The sequence below is a fragment of the Rhodococcus sp. Z13 genome, from assembly GCF_025837095.1.
GTDB classification, from domain to species: Bacteria; Actinomycetota; Actinomycetes; order Mycobacteriales; family Mycobacteriaceae; genus Rhodococcus; species Rhodococcus sacchari.
The window spans coordinates 2,643,561-2,661,688 of record NZ_CP107551.1; the positions used below are offsets into that span (position 1 = coordinate 2,643,561).

Genomic DNA, 18,128 nt, shown 5'->3' on the forward strand with positions numbered 1-18,128 from the left:
TGTGGCGACATGGAGCCCACCACCGACGCGAGCACCACCGAGGATCTGCCCGAAGTCATCGAAGTGTGGCCGGGTTCCCCGTATCCACTCGGGGCCACCTACGACGGTGCGGGCACGAACTTCGCCCTGTTCTCCGAGATCGCAGAGAAGGTCGAACTGTGCCTGATCTCCCGGGACGGAACGGAGACCCGGATCCCGCTCGAGGAGGTCGACGGATACGTCTGGCACGCCTATCTGCCCACCGTCTCCCCCGGCCAGCGCTACGGCTACCGGGTGCACGGACCCTACGACCCCGCCAACGGCCACCGGTGCGATCCGAGCAAACTGCTGCTCGACCCGTACGGCAAGGCGTTCGACGGTACCTTCGACGGCGACTCCTCGCTGTTCTCCTATCCGCTGCCCGGCACCTCCGAGAAGGGGGCCGGCGAGGATGCCGGTGAGGCGGACGAGGCGCAGCATCCCGCGGTCTCGGGGGCCGATCTGCCCGGCCTCGATTCCCTCGGCCACACCATGACCACCGTCGTCATCAACCCCTTCTTCGACTGGGCGACGGACCGGCACCCGCGCCGGCCCTACAACGAGACGGTCATCTACGAGGCGCACGTCAAGGGTATGACGGCGACGCATCCCGACATCCCCGAGCACATGCGCGGCACCTATGCGGGTCTGGCGCACCCGGCGATCATCGACCACCTGCTCTCCCTGGGGGTCACCGCGATCGAGCTGATGCCGGTGCACCAGTTCATGCACGACCAGGTGCTCCTCGACAAGGGGCTGCGCAACTACTGGGGGTACAACACCTTCGGGTTCTTCGCCCCGCACGCCGAGTACTCGTCGTCGAACAAGCCGAGCGCGGTGGTCGCAGAGTTCAAGGCGATGGTGCGCGCCTTCCACGAGGCGGGCATCGAGGTGATCCTCGACGTGGTCTACAACCACACCGCCGAGGGCAACCATCTCGGCCCGACCATCTGCTTCCGAGGAATCGACAACGCCGCCTACTACCGCCTCGTCGACGACGACAAGGCGTACTACATGGACTACACGGGCACCGGCAACAGTCTCAACGCCCGCCACCCGCACACCCTGCAGCTGATCATGGACTCGCTGCGCTACTGGGTCACCGAGATGCACGTGGACGGCTTCCGGTTCGATCTCGCCTCCACCCTGGCGCGGGAGCTGCACGACGTGGACCGGCTGTCGGCGTTCTTCGATCTGGTCCAGCAGGATCCGGTCGTCTCGCAGGTCAAGCTGATCGCCGAGCCGTGGGATGTCGGGGAGGGCGGCTACCAGGTGGGCAACTTCCCCGGGCAGTGGACGGAGTGGAACGGCAAGTACCGCGACACGGTCCGCGACTACTGGCGGGGCGAGCCGGCCACCCTCGGGGAGTTCGCGTCGCGGCTGACGGGTTCGTCGGATCTGTACGAGGACACCGGGCGCCGGCCGGGCGCGTCGATCAACTTCGTCACCGCCCACGACGGGTTCACCCTCGCGGACCTGGTGTCCTACAACGAGAAACACAACGACGCCAACGGGGAGGACAACCGCGACGGCGAGTCGCACAACCGGTCGTGGAACTGCGGGGTGGAAGGCCCCACCGACGATCCGGAGGTGCTCGCGCTGCGCGGGCGCCAGCAGCGCAACATGCTGGCGACGCTGATCCTGTCGCAGGGCACCCCGATGCTCGCGCACGGCGACGAGCTGGGGCGCACCCAGCAGGGCAACAACAACGTATACTGCCAGGACAACGAACTGTCGTGGGTGGACTGGTCGCTCGCAGAGACGAATGCGGACCTGGTGGCGTTCACCCGCAACGTGATCGTTTTGCGGGCCGAGCATCCGGCGTTCCGGCGCCGCCGCTTCTTCGAGGGCCGGCCGATCCGCAGCGGCGACCAGTCCCGCGACATCGCGTGGCGCACCCCGAGCGGCGACGAGATGATGCCCGAGGACTGGGACAGCGGGTTCGGCAAGTCGCTCGCGGTGTTCCTCAACGGCGAGGGCATCCCCGAACCCGACCAGCGCGGGCAGCGCGTCGTCGACGACTCGTTCCTGATGTGTTTCAACGCCCATCACGAACCCATCGACTTCGTCACCCCGGACGGCCCCCACGCCGAGGAGTGGACGGTGGCGCTCGACACCGATGTACCCGACGGACTGCGAGAGGAGACCGTCACCGCGGGTAAGCCCGTCCGGGTGCAGGCGCGCTCGGTACTGGTGCTGCGGAGGACCCGATGACGGATGCGCGTGTGAGGAGCGCCGGAGCGGGGAACACGGGTGCGGTGCTGTCCACCTACCGCCTCCAGCTGCGCGGCGACGCGTGCACCTTCGACGACGCCGTCACCCTGCTCGACTATCTCGACGCGCTCGGGGTCTCCCACCTGTATCTCTCCCCCGTACTGACGGCGACCGCCGGCTCCACACACGGTTACGACGTGGTCGATCCCACCACGGTCTCCGATGCACTCGGTGGCCGTGACGGGCTGGAAAGGCTGGCGCGGGAAGCGCGTTCGCGCGGGATGGGGTTGGTGGTCGACATCGTCCCCAACCACGTGGGCGTCGCCGATCCGCGACAGAACGCGTGGTGGTGGGACGTGCTGAAGCACGGCCGCGACTCGCATCACGCGTCGTTCTTCGATCTCGACCTCGCCGACGACAACGGCGCGGACGGCCGGATCGCGTTGCCGGTCCTCGGATCCGAGGAGGACGTGCGGGAGCTGACCGTCGACCGGTCCGGTGACGAGCCGATGCTCGCCTACTACGACAAGCGCTTCCCCGTCGCGCCCGGCACCGACGAGGGCACCGGGGAGGAGGTACACGCCCGGCAGTCCTACCGGCTGGTGGCGTGGAACTCGGGGCTGATCGGTTACCGCCGGTTCTTCACCGTCGACGATCTCGCCGCGGTGCGGGTGGAGGACCCGGCGGTGTTCGACGCGACGCACGAGCAGGTCGGATCGTGGATCACCGACGGGCTGGTGGACGGGATCCGCGTCGATCATCCCGACGGGCTGGCCGACCCGGCCGGTTATCTCGCGCGGTTGCGGGAGCTGATGGGGGCGGATCGGTGGCTGGTGATCGAGAAGATCCTCGGCGACGGCGAACCGCTGGACGCGACCCTGCCCGTGGACGGGACCACCGGGTACGACGCGCTCGCCGAACTGTCGGCGGTGTTCGTCGACCCCGACGGCGAGGCCGAGCTCAACGCCCTGTCGCGGATCGTCGCGGGGGTGGACGGGGACGCGGCGTGGCTCGAGGTCCGCGAACGCGAACTCAAGCGCTGGGTGCTCGAGAACGGTCTGGCACCGGAGGTGCGGCGGCTGGTGCGGGCGCTCCGCCGCGACACCGGCGCCACCGACTGTTCCGACGAGGAGCTGCGGGAGGCGGTGATCGGGGTGGCGGCGCGGCTGCCGGTCTACCGCGCCGACTATGCGCCGTTGAGCACGCTGACACCGCGGGTCGCCGGGGATCTGGCCCGGTCGATCCCGTCCCTGTCCCCCGCGCTGACCGTCTTCGCGCGGGCGATGGCGGTACGGGGTGAGGCAGCGGTGCGGTTCGGGCAGGTGTGCGGTGCGGCGACGGCGAAGGCGGTGGAGGACTGTCTGTTCTACCGTGCGGCGCGGTTGATCTCGCTGCAGGAGGTCGGTGGGAATCCGGGGCGGTTCGCGATCTCCCCGGCCGAGTTCCATCTGGCGTGGACGCAGCGGGCCCGGCACTGGCCCCGCACGATGACGACCCTGTCCACCCACGACACCAAGCGCAGCGAGGACGTGCGGGCGCGCATCGGAGTGCTCTCGCAGGTGCCCGAGGAATGGACCCGGCGCCTCGACGGATGGAACTCCGCGGAGCCCGCCCCGGATCCCGCGATCGGGTTGTTCCTGTGGCAGACCCTGGTCGGGGTGTGGCCGCTCGATGGTGCCGTGACCGGCGAACTCCGTGAACGGCTGCACGCCTACGCACGGAAGGCGTTGCGGGAGAACGGGACCCGGACAACCTGGACCGAGGTGGACGAGGAGTTCGAGAAAGCGGTCGCGCGGTGGATCGACGCGGTGTGCGACGGCCCGGTCGGTGTCGAGCTCACCGAGTTCGTCCGCGTCCTCGAGCCGCACACCTCCGCGGTGTCGCTGGGGCAGAAACTGCTGCAGTTGCTCGGCCCCGGCATCCCGGACGTCTACCAGGGCACCGAGTTGTGGGACGACTCCCTCGTCGACCCGGACAACCGGCGGCCGGTGGACTTCGAGGCCCGGCGCCGTCTGCTCGACGATCCCGAGGCGGCCCCGGCGAAGTTCACGGTGGTGCGCTCCGCGCTGCGGTTGCGACGGGAGCGGCCGGCGAGTTTCGTCGGTGGCGCCTACGTGCCGATCCTCGCGTCGGGTCCGGCCGCCGAGCATCTGCTGGCGTTCGGCCGGGGGCCGACGCCGGACGATCCGGACGTGCTCGCGCTGGCGTCGCGGCGCACGGTTGCATTGTCGCGCACCGGGTGGCGGGACACCGTGGTGGATCTACCCGAGGGTCGGTGGTCGGAGGCGCTGACCGGCCGCACCTTCAGCGGGCGGGTCCGGTTGGCGGAGTTGCTGTCTCCGCTGCCGGTCGCGGCGCTGGTGCGGGAGGACCGGGCGCGGTAGGCCGGACTCAGTCCTCGAGGCCCTCTTCCGCGTCGAGCCGCCGTTCGGTGCGGCGCCGGTTCCACACCACGAACACCGCGAAGATCACGAGGACGGTCGCCGCGCCGGCGATGCGGCCGGCCCAGGTGGCGGGGTCGTTGTCGACACCGTCGCCGTAGCGCAGCTGCACGAAGATCCCGGCGATACCGACGAGATAGAGGGCCGCGCCGGCGACGGCACGGGGCCGCCACACGTTCGCGGTGAGGTACAGGTCGACGTCGCGTTGCCGCGCATACAGCTGGGTGACGACCGAGACGACGAACCAGGCGATCAGGATGCCCAGGGCCGTCCACGCGCCCGGCCGGCCGGCGATCCAGGGCAGGACGGCGGCGGCGACGAGCGCGATCCATTGGGACAGCTGGAATCCCACGGCCGACGCCTCGTTCCACACGTCGCGCTGACGTTCGTCGCGGTAGAAGTCGTCGTCGAGATCGCCGACGAACCGGGCGGCCTTGTAGAACGCGGTCATGGGGAATCCTCCTCGCCGAGCGGGAACAGGGCCTCGACGGTGGTGTCGAGGGTGCGGGCCAACCGCAGGGCGAGGTACACGCTCGGCGCGTAGTCACCCTTCTCGGTGGAGACGATGCTCTGCCGGCTGACACCGACAGCGTCTCCGAGAGCGGCCTGCGTGAGACCGGCCTGTCGCCTGAACTCACGCACTCTGTTGTGTCGCGGAACTCCGGTCACGGAAAAAAGTAAAGTCGACTTGTCATTTTATGTCAAGAGGACTTGTCATTCCGCTGCGGGGTGCGGACCCGGGGTGCCGTCGGCCGAGGATGGGTCAGACGGGATCCTTCCGCCACAACAACGCGTGCAGGCATTCGACGGCCTCGGCCGGGGATTCGACGTCGAGCACCCCACCGGCGGGCATGCGCCAGCCGCCGATGGAGATCACCGGGACCCCGGTGCGGACCGCGAGCGCGATCTCGCTCATCGTGCCCCAGCTCCCGCCCACCGCGATCAGGGCGTCGCTGCTGCGCACGATCAGCGCGTTGCGCATCTCCCCGAGCCCGGTGGGCACGGCGATCGTCAGGTACGGGTTGCCGTCGGCCCGGTCCTCACCGGGCAGGAACCCGAGGGTGGTGCCCCCGGCCTCGATCGCCCCGCGGCAGGCCGCCGCCATGACCCCGCCGAGACCACCGGTGACCACGACCGCCCGGCGGCCGGCGAGGAGCCCTCCGACCTGACGGGCGATCCGTCGCTGTTCGGGCGTGGCCTCACCCGGCCCCACGACCCCGACATAGCGCTGCGCGTTCATGATCGGCATTCTCCACCAGAAATGCCCCGCAAGCGTGAGGTCCGCGAACATCTTTCGCGCCCTCCCCCGCGTCCCTCACCCTCGGCCTCCCGTAGACAATGGGCGCATGAGCAGACGCAGCGCCGCACCCCCTCCTTCCTCGCCCTGCCCGTGCGGTCGCGGGGTTCCGTTCGGGGAGTGCTGCGGCCCGCTGCTGGACGGGCAGAGCGCCCCGACGACCGAGCGTCTGATGCGCTCGCGGTACACCGCCTTCGCCGTCGGCGACACCGCCCACCTGCTGCGCACCTGGCATCCGTCCACGCGACCCCGGTCCCTCGAACTGGATCCGGAACAGCGCTGGACGGGCCTCGAGGTGCTGCACAGCACCGGAGGCGGTTTCCTCCACACCAGCGGCACGGTCGAGTTCCGGGCGCACTGGACCGAGAACGGCATCCCCGGGTCGATGCTCGAGCACAGCCGGTTCGTCCGCGAGAACGGCGACTGGCTCTATCTCGACGACCGCGCCGAGGACTGACCGGCCCCACCCTCACCACCGCGCAGCAGCGTGGTGCGCAGCGTGCGGGCGAGCCATTGGCGGTACTGGTCGACGTCCCATCCGCAGTCGCGCCGCAGCAGGGCGTGCACCTGCGGGGAACTGAGGGTGAACAGCACGTCGGCGGCGTGCTCGACGGTGACGTCCTCCCGCAGCCAGCCGGCGTGCCCGAAACCCTCGGCGAGGGTGCGGGCGTTCTCGGCGGTCGCGCGGGCGTCGTCGGCGGCGAAGCGCCGCATGTCCGGATCCGCGCCGGACGACTCGACGGAGGTCATGAGCAGACCGCCGGCGCGTTCGAGCATCGCGGCGCCGTAGCCGACCACCTGCTCGACGACGAGGTCGACATCGCTGACGGGCTCCTCGGAGTGCCCCGATCCGGACCCACCGGCGGGCTGCCGGTCGTCCTCCCCGGCGACCGCGTGATCGAGGGCCTCGCGGAAGATCTCCGCCTTCCCGCCGGGGAACGCGCTGAAGACGGTGCGGACGGCGACACCGGCCTCCTCGGCGATGTGCCTGACGGTGGTGCTGACGTAGCCCTCGCGGACGAACAGCCGGGCCGCGGCGTCCCGGATGGTGGTGCGGGTCCGGCGCGCGGCCTCCTCCCGGAGCGGTGAAGTGTAGCGGCGACGTGCGCGTTCGGGCTTCGGGTTCACTCCTCCAGTATCGAGTGCAGTACCGCTGCATCAAAATCGCCGGTACCGTTGCGCTACTTCCGGTCCGCAACCGCTGCGCCACACCGGGGCACACGGCATGCTGGTGACGTGCACACCTTCGAGGTCTGGGCCCCGCGCCCGTCGAACGTCCGCCTGTTCGCCGACGGCACGTTGCATCCCATGCAGCGCGACGAGAACGGCTGGTGGCGCGCCGCGATCGACGCCGGTCCGGGCACCCGCTACGGCTTCGTGCTCGACGACGACACCGACACGGTGCTGCCCGATCCCCGCTCCCCCCGCCAGCCCGACGGCGTGCACGAGCCGTCCTGCCTGCACGAGGTCGACGCCTCCGCGTGGACCGACCACGGTTGGACGGGACGGCAACTCGCGGGCAGCATCGTCTACGAACTGCACGTGGGCACCTTCACCCCGGAGGGCACCCTCGACTCGGCCATCGCCCGGCTCGACGAACTCGTCGATCTCGGCGTCGGTTTCGTCGAACTGATGCCCCTCAACGCGTTCAACGGCACGCACGGCTGGGGTTACGACGGGGTGCTGTGGTACGCGGTGCACGAACCCTACGGCGGCCCCGACGCGCTGCAACGGTTCGTCGACGCGGCGCACGCGCGTGGCCTCGGCGTGGTCCTCGACGTCGTCTACAACCATCTGGGCCCGTCCGGCAACCATCTCGGGCGGTTCGGCCCCTATCTCGCTGCGGCGCCGGGGGTCTGGGGCGACAACGTCAATCTCGACGGCCCGGGTTCCGGTGAGGTGCGCCGCTACGTCCTCGACAACGCGCTGCGGTGGTTCCGCGAATTCCACATCGACGCCCTGCGCCTCGACGCGGTGCACGCCCTCGTCGACCACACCGCCACCCACATCCTCGAGGAACTCGCCGTCGAAACGTTCCGGCTCTCCGCGCATCTCGGGCGCCCGCTGACGCTGATCGCCGAATCCGACCTGAACGACCCGCGCATCGTCACACCGCGCTCCGGTGGCGGGTACGGGCTGGACGCGCAGTGGGCCGACGACGTGCACCACGCGATCCACGCTGCGGTCTCCGGGGAGCGGCAGGGCTACTACGGGGACTTCGGATCGCTCGAATGTCTCGCCTACACGCTCGGGCACGGCTTCTTCCACGCCGGCACGTACTCGACCTTCCGCGGTCGCGTGCACGGCCGCCCGCTGGACGTACGGCGCACGCCCGCAAGCTCTCTCGTGACGTACACGTGCACGCACGATCAGGTCGGCAACCGCGCCCTCGGCGACCGGCCGAGCGCGTATCTCACCCCGGGACAGCTCGCGGTCAAGGCCGCGCTCGTCCTCACCTCCCCCTACACACCGATGTTGTTCATGGGCGAGGAGTGGGGTGCGAGCACCCCCTTCCGGTACTTCACCTCGCATCCCGAGCCGGAACTCGCCGCGGCGGTCGTCGAGGGACGCCGGCGCGAATTCGCCGAGCACGGCTGGGATGCCGAGGACGTCCCCGACCCGCAGGATCCGGAGACCTTCCTCGGATCGAAGCTGCGCTGGGACGAGCGCGACGAGGAGGGACACGCCCGGCTGCTGGCCTGCTACCGCGACCTGATCGCGCTGCGCCGCGACCGGTGCGAGCTCACCGACCCCTGGATCGAGCACGTGCACGTGACCTACGACGAGGACGAGCGGTGGATCGTCGTACACCGCGGCGACCTGCGGGTGGCCTGCAATCTCGGCCCCGAGACGGTCACCGTGCCGGTGGGTGGACGGCCGCTGCTGTGGTGGGACGAGCCGGTGGTCAACCACACCGGGTCGGCCGTCGACGTCCCGGGGCACTCGTTCGTGGTGCTCGAGGCCCCGGAGGCGTCAGCGTGAGGCACCGGAGCGGTCAGGTCAGGTAGCGGTAGGCCGGCGATCCCGGCTCGAGCCGCTGCGAGTCGATCGGTGAGACCTCCATCCGGTGCAGCAGCGCCGGAAGATCCTCGGCGGAGCCGAGTTCGATGCCCACCAGCGCGGCGCCGGTCTCGCGGTTGTTGCGCTTGACGTACTCGAACAGGGTGATGTCGTCGTCCGGGCCGAGCACCTCGTCGAGGAAACGCCGCAGTGCGCCCGGCTCCTGCGGGAAGTCCACGAGGAAGTAGTGCTTGAGGCCGCGGTGGACGAGCGACCGCTCGATGATCTCGCCGTAGCGGGAGACGTCGTTGTTGCCGCCGGAGACGATGCACACCACGTTCGCCCCCGGCTGTACCGTCACCTCGTCGAGCGCGGCGACGGACAGTGCACCGGCGGGCTCGGCGATGATGCCCTCGTTCTGGTACAGGTCGAGCATCGTGGTGCACAGCGCACCCTCGTCGATCTGGGTCATGCCGAAGGGGGCACGGCCGAGGCCCTCGCGGCGCAACGTCGCGACCAGCGGCAGGCTCGAATGGGTGACGACGTCGACACCGAGCTGCGACACCACGGCGTAGGGCACGTCGCCGATACGTTTGACGGCGGCGCCGTCGACGAACGGCTCGACCTCGGGCAGGGTCACCGGTCCCCCGGCGACCAGCGCGGCGGTCATCGACGCGGCACCTGCGGGTTCGACGCCGACGAGCGAGGTGCGCGGCGAACGCTCGCGCAGATAGGCGGCGATGCCGGCGAGGAGACCGCCGCCGCCGACGGGGACGAGCAGCACGTCGAGGTCGCCGTCGAGCTGTTCGAGGATCTCTCGGGCGATGGTGCCCTGGCCGGCGGCGGTGCGGGAGTCGTCGAAGGGCGGGATCATCGTCGCGCCGGTGCGGGCGACATCGGCTGCCGCGGCCGCGGCAGCGGCGTCGAAGGTGTCGCCGACGCCGATCAGCTCGACCCGGTCGCCGCCGTGGGCGCGGATGCGGTCACGCTTCTGCTTGGGGGTGCGGGTGGGCACGTAGATGCGGCCGTCGATCCCCATGGTGCGGCACGCGTAGGCAACGCCCTGGGCGTGGTTGCCGGCGCTGGCGGTGACCACACCGGCGGCGCGTTCGGCCTCGCCGAGCTGGGCCATGGCGTTGTAGGCGCCGCGGAGCTTGAAGGAGCGGACGCGGGTGAGGTCCTCACGCTTGAGGTAGACGTTCGCCCCGGTGAGGGCGGACAGGCGCGGGCACAGTTCGAGCGGAGTCGGGGCGACCGCCTCGGAAATTCGCTCGGCAGCCACATCGATGTCGGCCGCGCAGGGCACGGCGGTGACGGGTGTGGATTCTGCGGTTCGCGAAGTGGAGGTCACCCGTCAATGCTGCCACTTCCCCGCATCGCGGGACACGGCGGGACCCGCATTCGCGGGGCGGCAGGTGGTTCCGGCGCCGCGCAGCATCCCGTCGGGCGCTTCCTCTCCGGAGCCACGGCCCCCGCGCTACGCCTCCTCGATCCGTTCGAGCACGAAGACCGGGATCTCGCGGTCGGTCTTCTTCTGGTAGTCGGCGTAGGGCGGGAAGGCGGCGACCGCGCGTTCCCACCACAGTGCCTTCTCCTCGCCGTGGACCTCGCGGGCCCGCATGTCCCACACCTCGGTGCGGTCGCGCAGTTCGACCTGGGGATTCGCGACGACGTTGTGGTACCAGACGGGATTCTTCGGGGCGCCGCCCAGCGAGGCGACGGCCGCGTAGGCGCCGTCGTGCTCGACCCGCATGAGCGGGATCTTGCGCAGCTTGCCGGTCTTCGCGCCGCGCGTCGTCAGGATGACGACGGGCCGGCCCTCGAGGGTCGTGCCGCGGGTGCCGCCGGAGGATTCGTACTCCTCGACCTGCGCGGCGCTCCACTCCATCGGGCTGGGTTCGTACTGTCCGTCCAGAGGCATACCGACCAGTGAACACCGTCCGGTGATCACTTTCACTCCCGACCGAAAGTTCGGTGGCCCGAACTCACCGATACGTCTATCCTGAAGGAAGATTTTCCCCGGTCGGCCGAGCGCAGGAGGTGTACCCGAATGTCCGTCCTCGACACCCGCATGCGGTCCGTGACCACCGACGGGGTGGACATCGCCGGCACGATCTGGCCGCTGTACAAGCTCGAGGCCCTCGCCGTCGGGTTCCTCACCCTGCTCGCGCTCCTCGTCATCACCGGCACCGCGCAGACCGCCGTGCTCGGCGCCGCAGCGGTGACCGTCGTGGTGTGGTGGGCCCGCCGGATCCGGCGGTACGGGCTCCGCTCCTGACGCAGCACCCTCCACCGCCCGACCTCACGTGAACGAGGCGGCCCGGCTCCGGGCACGCCGTTCGACCCGCGCGGCGCCGGCCGAGGCCCTCGCGCCACGCGGCGGACCGGTCAGCCGGCGAGGCAGCCCGGCCCGAGCAGCGCCTTCAGATCACCCATGAGCGCCGAGGACGGTTCGACGCGCAGGCTGTCGTCGAGCTTGAGGACGGTGACCTTGCTGCCCGTGATGAGCCGCACGTGCACGTCGGCCGTGCCCGGATGGCGGGTGAGCACGTTCTTGAGGGCACCGACCTTGTCGGGGGTGCACAACCGCGTGGGCATGGACACCGAGACCGGCTTGACGGTGCCGATCTGCGACAGATCCGGAACGGCGAGATCGTTGGCGATCAGCGAGATCCGGTCGTCGCGGATGGACACGCGTGCCTTGACCAGCACCACCGAGTCCTCCACCACGTCCATGCCGTAGACGGCGTAGGACTGCGGGAAGAACAGCACCTCGATGCCACCCGTGAGGTCCTCGAGCTGAGCCGACGCCCAAGCCAGGCCGTTCTTGTTGATGCGGCGGTTCACCGAGGCGAGGATGCCGCCCACGGTGACCTGTGTGCCGTCCTTGATCCCGCCTTCGAGGATGGCCGGGATCTGGGTGTCGGCCTGCGCGGCGAGGACGTGCTCGACACCGTTGAGCGGGTGCCCGGAGACGTACAGGCCGAGCATCTCCCGTTCGAGCGCCAGGCGGTGCTTGGTGTCCCATTCCTCGTCGGGGATGCGGACGTTGAACACGGAGGTGACCGACTCGTCGGCGTCGGCGCCGCCGAAGAGGTCGAACTGGCCGATGGCCTCGGCCTTCTTCGTGCTCATCACTGCGTCGATGGCGTCGGCGTGCACGAGCATCAGACCCTTGCGGGGATGCCCGAGCGAGTCGAACGCGCCTGCCTTGATGAGGGATTCGGTGACCTTCTTGGAGCAGGCCACCGTGTCGATCTTGTTGAGGTAGTCGGAGAAGTCGGTGTAGCGGCCCTTCTCCTCGCGTGCCTTGATGATCGACGCGACGACGTTGGCGCCGACGTTGCGGACGGCACCGAGACCGAAGCGGATCTCCTCGCCGACGGCGTTGAAGTCGACCTGCGACTCGTTGACGTCCGGGGGCAGCACGGTGATGCCCATCTTGCGGCAGTCGGACAGGTAGACCGCGGCCTTGTCCTTGTCGTCGCCGACGGAGGTGAGCAGACCGGCCATGTACTCGGCGGGGTAGTTCGCCTTGAGGTAGGCGGTCCAGAACGAGACGAGGCCGTAGCCAGCGGCGTGCGACTTGTTGAACGCGTAGCCGGCGAAGGGCAGAACGGTGTCCCACAGCGCGGTGATCGCCGCCTGCGAGAAGCCGTTGTCCTTCATGCCCTGCGCGAAGCCGTCGTAGGCCTCGTCGAGGATCTCCTTCTTCTTCTTACCCATCGCGCGGCGCAGCAGGTCTGCCTGTCCGAGCGAGTAACCGGCCACCTTCTGAGCGATCTGCATGATCTGCTCCTGGTAGACGATCAGGCCGTAGGTGTCGGCGAGGATGTCCTTGAGCGGTTCCTCGAGCTCGGGGTGGATCGGCTTGACCTCTTGCCGCCCGTTCTTGCGGTCGGCGTAGTCGTTGTGGGCGTTCATGCCCATCGGACCCGGCCGGTACAGCGCGAGCACGGCGACGATGTCCTCGAAGCCGGTGGGCTGCATGCGGCGCAGCAGGTCGCGCATGGCGCTGCCGTCGAGCTGGAAGACGCCGAGCGTGTCGCCGCGCGCGAGCAGTTCGTAGGTCGCCGGGTCGTCGAGCGGCAGGGTGTCGAGATCGAGGTCGATACCCCGGTTGGCCTTGATGTTCTCGATGGCGTCGCCGATGACCGTGAGGTTGCGCAACCCCAGGAAGTCCATCTTCAGCAGGCCGATGGCCTCGCAGGAGGGGTAGTCCCAGCCGGTGATGATGGCGCCGTCCTGGGCGCGCTTCCACAGCGGGATCGCGTCCATGAGCGGCTCGGACGACATGATCACTGCGCAGGCGTGCACGCCGGCGTTGCGGATCAGGCCCTCGAGGCCGAGCGCGGTGTCGTAGATCTTCTTGACGTCCGGGTTGGACTCGATCAGCTGACGGACCTCGGCGGCCTCCTTGTACCGCTCGTGGCTCGGGTCGGTGATGCCCGACACCGATATGTCCTTGGCCATGATCGGCGGCGGCAGTGCCTTGGTGATCTGGTCGGCGATGGCGAAACCGGGCTGGCCGAACTGGACGCGGGCGGCGTCCTTGATGGCGGCCTTGGTCTTGATGGTGCCGAAGGTGATGACCTGCGCGACCTTGTCGCTGCCCCACCGTTCGGTGGCGTAGCGCACCATCTCACCGCGGCGACGATCGTCGAAGTCGATATCGATATCGGGCATCGACACGCGCTCGGGGTTGAGGAATCGCTCGAACAGCAGGCCGTGCGGGATCGGGTCGATGTTCGTGATGCCCATCGCGTAGGCGACGAGCGAACCGGCCGCCGAACCACGGCCCGGGCCGACGCGGATGCCGACCTCGCGGGCGTGGTTGATGAGGTCGCCGACGACGAGGAAGTAGGCGGGGAAGCCCATCTGGTTGATGACGCCGATCTCGTACTCGGCGCGCTCGACGTACTCGCGGGGCGGGCCGCCGGGGAAGCGCCGGTCGAGGCCGCGCATGACCTCCTTGTGCAGCCAGCTCGCCTGCGTCTCCCCCTCCGGGACGGGGAAGATCGGCATCCGGTCGCGGTGGGTCCACACCTCGTCGTAGGACTCGACACGCTCGGCGATGAGCAGGGTGTTGTCGCACGCCCCCGGTACCTCGCGGTCCCACTGCTCGCGCATCTCCTCGGCCGACTTGAGGTAGTAGCCGTCGCCGTCGAATTTGAAGCGGGTGGGGTCCGAGAGCGTCTTGCCGGTCTGGATGCACAGCAGCGCCTCGTGGTTCGCGGCGGCGTCCTTGGTGACGTAGTGGCAGTCGTTGGTGACCAGCGGCGGGATCCCGAGCTTGCGGCCGATCTCGAGCAGGCCCTCGCGCACCCGCCGTTCGATGGACAGGCCGTGGTCCATGAGCTCGAGGAAGAAGTTGTCCTTGCCCCAGATCTCCTGCCACTTCGCGGCGGCCTCGAGCGCCTCGCGGTCGTGGCCCAGGCGCAGCCGGGTCTGGATCTCGCCCGACGGGCAGCCGGTGGTGGCGATGATCCCCTCGTGGTACTGGGCGATGAGTTCCTCGTCCATGCGGGCCCACTTGCCGAGCTGGCCCTCGATGGACGCGAGCGACGACAGCTTGAACAGGTTCCGCAGGCCGGTGGCGTTCTCCGCCACCATCGTCATGTGGGTGTAGGCGCCGGAACCGGAGACGTCGTCGGACTTCTGGCTGGGGTCGCCCCACTGGACGCGTTTGGTGGAGAACCGTGACTCGGGGGCGACGTACGCCTCGATGCCGATGATCGGCTTGATGCCGAACTTCTTGGCGACGTTGTAGAACTCGCTGGCGCCGTACATGTTCCCGTGGTCGGTCATGCCGACGGCCGTCATCCCCAGACGTTCGGCCTCCTTGAACAACGGTCCGACCTTGGCCGCACCGTCGAGCATCGAGTACTCGGTGTGGGTGTGCAGATGAACGAACGAGTCAGCCACGCGTGCCTCTCCCGGGATGTTGTGGGCAGAGACGAGTCTAAGCCGCGCCGGTGTCCGAAGTGACCGGGGCACGCCCGCGACGCGACCTCAGCAACACGTCCGTGCTGTAGACGGCGAGGGCGATCCAGATGAGCACGAATCCGATCCACCGGGAGGCCGGCATGTCCTCGCCGAGCACCCACACACCCCACACCATCTGCAGGCTCGGGGTCAGGTACTGCAGCATCCCGAGGGTCGCGAGGGGCACGCGTTGCGCGGCGGCACCGAACAGCAGCAGCGGGACGGCGGTGACAGCGCCCGCCGCGACGAGCAGCAGGGTGTGGTTCGTGCCGTGTCCGAGGAAGGTGCCGGTGCCCGTAGCGGCGAGGAAGATCACGTAGGCGAGGGCGAAGGGCGCCGCCACCACCCCCTCCCCGGCCAGGGAGGTGCGCGGGTCCAGCGGCACGATCTTCTTGAGCACCCCGTAGGACGCGAAGGACAGTGCGAGGGTGAGGGCGATGAACGGCGGCCGGCCGTAGTCGACGGTGATGACCACCACTGCGCAGACCGCCAGCGTCAGCGCCAGGATCTGCGCCCGGCTCAGGCGTTCCCGGAAGAACAGCACCCCGAACACGACGCTCACGAGCGGATTGACGAAGTAGCCGAGCGCCGTCTCGACGACGCGGCCGGAGACGACACCGAAGATGTAGGTGCCCCAGTTGACGGCGATCGCCGCGGACGCCGCGGCGACGAGTCCCCAGGTGCGGGCCGACAGGGTGCGCAGGCTGTCCAGACGCCCGGTGACACCGAGCAGGACGACCATGAGCACGAGGGTCCACAGCACCCGGTGCGCAAGGATCTCGACGGAACCCGAGGGGTCGAGGAGCCCGAAATAGGCGGGGAACAGACCCCACAATCCGTAGGCCCCGAGCCCGCACATCACGCCGGTGCGCACGACGGTCCGGTTCGGCGAGTCACTCACCGCACCACCCTACGACCCGGCCGGCAGCCCTCCCGCAGCGGCCGGACGGGTCACGGCTCGCCGTCGTCGCGGCCGGGGACGACCGTGTCGACGTGGGTGGGCAGCAGGGGGTTGACCGAGAACCGGCCGGCGACCGCATCGGCCGGCAGCGCCTCCACCGCGCGCACCGCCGGGGCGTCCGCGATGCCGCGCAACCGGTCGGCGGAGCCGCGCACCACCGCGCCGACGACGCAGTCGCATCCGCCGGCGAGCCGGTCGGCCGAGGTCGCGGCGACGCGGGCGGCGCGCTCGGTGCCCTGTTCGATCAGCCGCAGCCGGCCCGCCGCGACCGCCGGGGCGCGGCGCAGCGCCTCCGCGTCGGCCGGGACCTCGACGGGCACCAGCGGGGTCTGCACGCGGTCGATCGGGACCCGGAACAGCACCTGCCCCACCCGCACCTCCTCGGACAGGCCGACGATCGTGTCGATGCCGACGGGCTCGGTGAACGACACCAGCGCCCAGTGCTCGCCGGTCCCGGTCCCCGCCGCGGTGAGGCTGTCGGCGGCGCGGGCGAGATAGTCGGCGACGACCTCCCCGTTGTCGGGGCCGAGGGCGTCGGTGCCCACCGCCGCGGGACGCGTCGGGGCGAACCATCCGGCGAGGAGCACGGCGAACACGAGAGCGGCGGTGGCCACCCAGGGCAGGGCACGGCGCATCGGTCAGCCGTCGCGCAGGACGGCGAGCGCGTGCTCGAGGTCCGGCGGGTACTTGCTGGTGATCTCGACCCAGTGGCCGCGGGTCGGGTGCGAGAACCCGAGCGAGCAGGCATGCAGCCACTGCCGTTCCAGGCCGAGCTTGGCGGCCAGGCGCGGATCGGCGCCGTAGGTGAGGTCGCCGCAGCAGGGATGCCGCAGCGCCGAGAAGTGCACGCGGATCTGGTGGGTGCGGCCGGTCTCGAGGTGGATGTCGAGCAGGCTCGCGGCCTGGAACGCCTCGATGGTGTCGTAGTGCGTGACGCTGGGCTTGCCGTCGGCGGTGACGGTGAACTTCCAGTCGCTGCTGCGGTGCCGGCCGATCGGGGCGTCGATGGTGCCGCTGCTCGGATCCGGGTGGCCCTGAACCAGGGCGTGGTAGCGCTTCTCGATGGTGCGTTCCTTGAATGCCCGCTTGAGCACCGTGTAGGCACGTTCGGAGGTCGCGACGACCATGACGCCGGAGGTTCCCACGTCGAGGCGGTGCACGATGCCCTGCCGCTCGTGGGCACCCGAGGTGGAGATGCGGTAGCCGGCGGCGGCGAGCCCGCCGATGACCGTCGGGCCGGTCCAGCCGACGCTCGCGTGGGCGGCGACACCGACCGGCTTGTCGACGGCGACGATGTCGTCGTCGGCATAGAGGATCTCCATGCCCTCGACGGGCTTGGCCTCGATGGTCAGCGGCCGGGGCGGCTCGGGCAGCACGACCTCGAGCCACGAGCCGGCGGAGAGCCGGTCGGACTTGCCGACGGGCGCGCCGTCGACGACGACGGAGCCCTCCTCGGTGAGCGTGGCGACCACGGTCCGGGACAGACCGAGCAGGCGCGCGAGGCCCGCGTCCACACGCATCCCGTCGAGCCCGTCGGGTACGGGCATCGCCCGGGTTTCCCTCACTGGCGTGATTCCTTTCTCGTTTCGGGTGACGGCGTGCGCCGGCTGTCGCCGTCCTTCGCGGCGCCGCCGCCGGGTTCGATGCCGAAGATCGTCAGGGCGACCAGCAGGACCGCTCCGCACACGATCGCCGAGTCGGCGACGTTGAAGACCGGCCACCAGCCGACCGACACGAAGTCCACGACGTGGCCCTGCAGCGGTCCCGGTGACCGGAACAGCCGGTCGGTGAGGTTGCCGAGCGCACCGCCGAGCACGAGGGCCAGGCCGAGTGCCCACCAGCCCGAGGTCAGGGTCCGGCCGATGCGGATCACCCCGATCACCACGCCGACCGCGACGAGGGTCAGCAGCCAGGTCATGCCGGTGGCCATCGAGAACGCAGCGCCCGGATTGCGCACCAGGGTCAGAGTGACCGTGTCGCCGACGATCGAGATCGGGTCGGCGGGGTCGATGTAGTGGACGGCGAGCAGTTTCGTCACCAGGTCGGCGACGTAGACGACGACCGCGACGAGGAGAAGCGTCCCCAGTCTGCGGCGGCCGACGGGGGTCGCCGAGGGCTCGGTCGGACCGGCGGGAACCGGCGCCGCTGGGTCGCCGTCCGGCCGGGATGCTTCGTTCGTCACCGTTCCATCATCCCCTACCGGGGACGACCT

General features: G+C 69.9%; 16 protein-coding genes. 5 read left to right on the forward strand and 11 right to left on the reverse strand.

The features are described 5' to 3' along the window. The first annotated feature begins 9 nt into the window (after positions 1-9). Both glgX and treY read left to right on the forward strand, forming a co-directional pair. A complete protein-coding gene (gene glgX, locus OED52_RS12035) occupies positions 10-2,232 on the forward strand; it encodes a glycogen debranching protein GlgX (protein WP_264151123.1) in 2,223 nt (740 codons plus the stop codon). Beyond that, positions 2,229-4,616: a malto-oligosyltrehalose synthase gene (treY, locus tag OED52_RS12040; RefSeq protein WP_264151124.1), complete on the forward strand. Its 2,388-nt coding sequence runs from the start codon at positions 2,229-2,231 to the stop codon at positions 4,614-4,616. Before glgX ends, treY begins: the two co-directional genes overlap by 4 nt. 7 nt (positions 4,617-4,623) lie before the next feature. Here treY and OED52_RS12045 read toward each other — a convergent pair whose 3' ends face one another. From OED52_RS12045 to OED52_RS12055, 3 genes are all read right to left on the reverse strand, one after another. Then, positions 4,624-5,124 (reverse strand): DUF2029 domain-containing protein, encoded by a 501-nt coding sequence (locus tag OED52_RS12045; RefSeq protein WP_264151125.1) that lies wholly within the window; start codon positions 5,122-5,124, stop codon positions 4,624-4,626. Further along, on the reverse strand, positions 5,121-5,342 hold the full coding sequence (locus tag OED52_RS12050; RefSeq protein WP_264151126.1) for a helix-turn-helix transcriptional regulator: 222 nt from the start codon (positions 5,340-5,342) through the stop codon (positions 5,121-5,123). Before OED52_RS12050 ends, OED52_RS12045 begins: the two co-directional genes overlap by 4 nt. 94 nt (positions 5,343-5,436) lie before the next feature. Continuing rightward, on the reverse strand, positions 5,437-5,913 hold the full coding sequence (locus OED52_RS12055; RefSeq protein ID WP_264151127.1) for a TIGR00725 family protein: 477 nt from the start codon (positions 5,911-5,913) through the stop codon (positions 5,437-5,439). Between the two features lie 106 nt (positions 5,914-6,019). On the opposite strand from OED52_RS12055, the gene OED52_RS12060 reads away from it, so the two are divergent. Continuing rightward, entirely contained in the window at positions 6,020-6,427 is a 408-nt protein-coding gene (locus OED52_RS12060; protein WP_264151128.1) for a YchJ family protein, read from the forward strand. Here the strand turns inward: OED52_RS12060 and OED52_RS12065 are convergent. Beyond that, positions 6,400-7,098, reverse strand: coding sequence for a TetR/AcrR family transcriptional regulator (locus OED52_RS12065; protein ID WP_264151129.1), 699 nt, complete (start codon positions 7,096-7,098; stop codon positions 6,400-6,402). The two genes, OED52_RS12060 and OED52_RS12065, sit on opposite strands and share 28 nt — an antisense overlap. A gap of 108 nt (positions 7,099-7,206) precedes the next feature. Here OED52_RS12065 and treZ point away from each other — a divergent pair, with 108 nt between their 5' ends. Next, a complete protein-coding gene (gene treZ, locus OED52_RS12070; RefSeq protein WP_264151130.1) occupies positions 7,207-8,952 on the forward strand; it encodes a malto-oligosyltrehalose trehalohydrolase in 1,746 nt (581 codons plus the stop codon). 13 nt (positions 8,953-8,965) lie between these two features. Here treZ and ilvA read toward each other — a convergent pair whose 3' ends face one another. Both ilvA and OED52_RS12080 read right to left on the reverse strand, forming a co-directional pair. Further along, a complete protein-coding gene (gene ilvA, locus OED52_RS12075; protein ID WP_264151131.1) occupies positions 8,966-10,321 on the reverse strand; it encodes a threonine ammonia-lyase IlvA in 1,356 nt (451 codons plus the stop codon). A gap of 126 nt (positions 10,322-10,447) precedes the next feature. Beyond that, positions 10,448-10,891, reverse strand: coding sequence for a nitroreductase family deazaflavin-dependent oxidoreductase (locus tag OED52_RS12080; RefSeq protein ID WP_264151132.1), 444 nt, complete (start codon positions 10,889-10,891; stop codon positions 10,448-10,450). A gap of 129 nt (positions 10,892-11,020) precedes the next feature. On the opposite strand from OED52_RS12080, the gene OED52_RS12085 reads away from it, so the two are divergent. After that, entirely contained in the window at positions 11,021-11,248 is a 228-nt protein-coding gene (locus OED52_RS12085) for a hypothetical protein (RefSeq protein ID WP_264151133.1), read from the forward strand. A 110-nt stretch (positions 11,249-11,358) separates the two neighbouring features. Here OED52_RS12085 and dnaE read toward each other — a convergent pair whose 3' ends face one another. From dnaE to lspA, 5 genes are all read right to left on the reverse strand, one after another. Then, complete coding sequence (gene dnaE, locus OED52_RS12090; protein WP_264151134.1) at positions 11,359-14,895, reverse strand: DNA polymerase III subunit alpha; 3,537 nt, start codon at positions 14,893-14,895, stop codon at positions 11,359-11,361. A 37-nt stretch (positions 14,896-14,932) separates the two neighbouring features. Then, the gene (gene rarD / locus OED52_RS12095) at positions 14,933-15,814 is read right to left on the reverse strand and encodes an EamA family transporter RarD (RefSeq protein WP_264154677.1); all 882 of its coding nucleotides are present in this window, start codon (positions 15,812-15,814) and stop codon (positions 14,933-14,935) included. A 92-nt stretch (positions 15,815-15,906) separates the two neighbouring features. Next, complete coding sequence (locus OED52_RS12100) at positions 15,907-16,551, reverse strand: hypothetical protein (protein WP_264151135.1); 645 nt, start codon at positions 16,549-16,551, stop codon at positions 15,907-15,909. Between the two features lie 3 nt (positions 16,552-16,554). Beyond that, positions 16,555-17,463, reverse strand: a complete 909-nt coding sequence (locus OED52_RS12105) for an RluA family pseudouridine synthase (RefSeq protein WP_264154678.1) — start codon at positions 17,461-17,463, stop codon at positions 16,555-16,557. Between the two features lie 14 nt (positions 17,464-17,477). Continuing rightward, a complete protein-coding gene (gene lspA / locus OED52_RS12110) occupies positions 17,478-18,098 on the reverse strand; it encodes a signal peptidase II (RefSeq protein WP_264151136.1) in 621 nt (206 codons plus the stop codon). Positions 18,099-18,128: the final 30 nt, after the last annotated feature.

Bases quoted from the DNA above. Each gene is read 5' to 3' on its own strand.
- glgX (WP_264151123.1), top strand. From the start codon at position 10: ATGGAGCCCACCACCGACGCGAGCACCACCGAGGATCTGCCCGAAGTC.
- treY (WP_264151124.1), top strand. From the start codon at position 2,229: ATGACGGATGCGCGTGTGAGGAGCGCCGGAGCGGGGAACACGGGTGCG.
- OED52_RS12045 (WP_264151125.1), bottom strand. From the start codon at position 5,124: ATGACCGCGTTCTACAAGGCCGCCCGGTTCGTCGGCGATCTCGACGAC.
- OED52_RS12055 (WP_264151127.1), bottom strand. From the start codon at position 5,913: ATGAACGCGCAGCGCTATGTCGGGGTCGTGGGGCCGGGTGAGGCCACG.
- OED52_RS12060 (WP_264151128.1), top strand. From the start codon at position 6,020: ATGAGCAGACGCAGCGCCGCACCCCCTCCTTCCTCGCCCTGCCCGTGC.
- OED52_RS12080 (WP_264151132.1), bottom strand. From the start codon at position 10,891: ATGCCTCTGGACGGACAGTACGAACCCAGCCCGATGGAGTGGAGCGCC.
- OED52_RS12085 (WP_264151133.1), top strand. From the start codon at position 11,021: ATGTCCGTCCTCGACACCCGCATGCGGTCCGTGACCACCGACGGGGTG.
- rarD (WP_264154677.1), bottom strand. From the start codon at position 15,814: ATGTGCGGGCTCGGGGCCTACGGATTGTGGGGTCTGTTCCCCGCCTAT.
- OED52_RS12100 (WP_264151135.1), bottom strand. From the start codon at position 16,551: ATGCGCCGTGCCCTGCCCTGGGTGGCCACCGCCGCTCTCGTGTTCGCC.
- OED52_RS12105 (WP_264154678.1), bottom strand. From the start codon at position 17,463: ATGCCCGTACCCGACGGGCTCGACGGGATGCGTGTGGACGCGGGCCTC.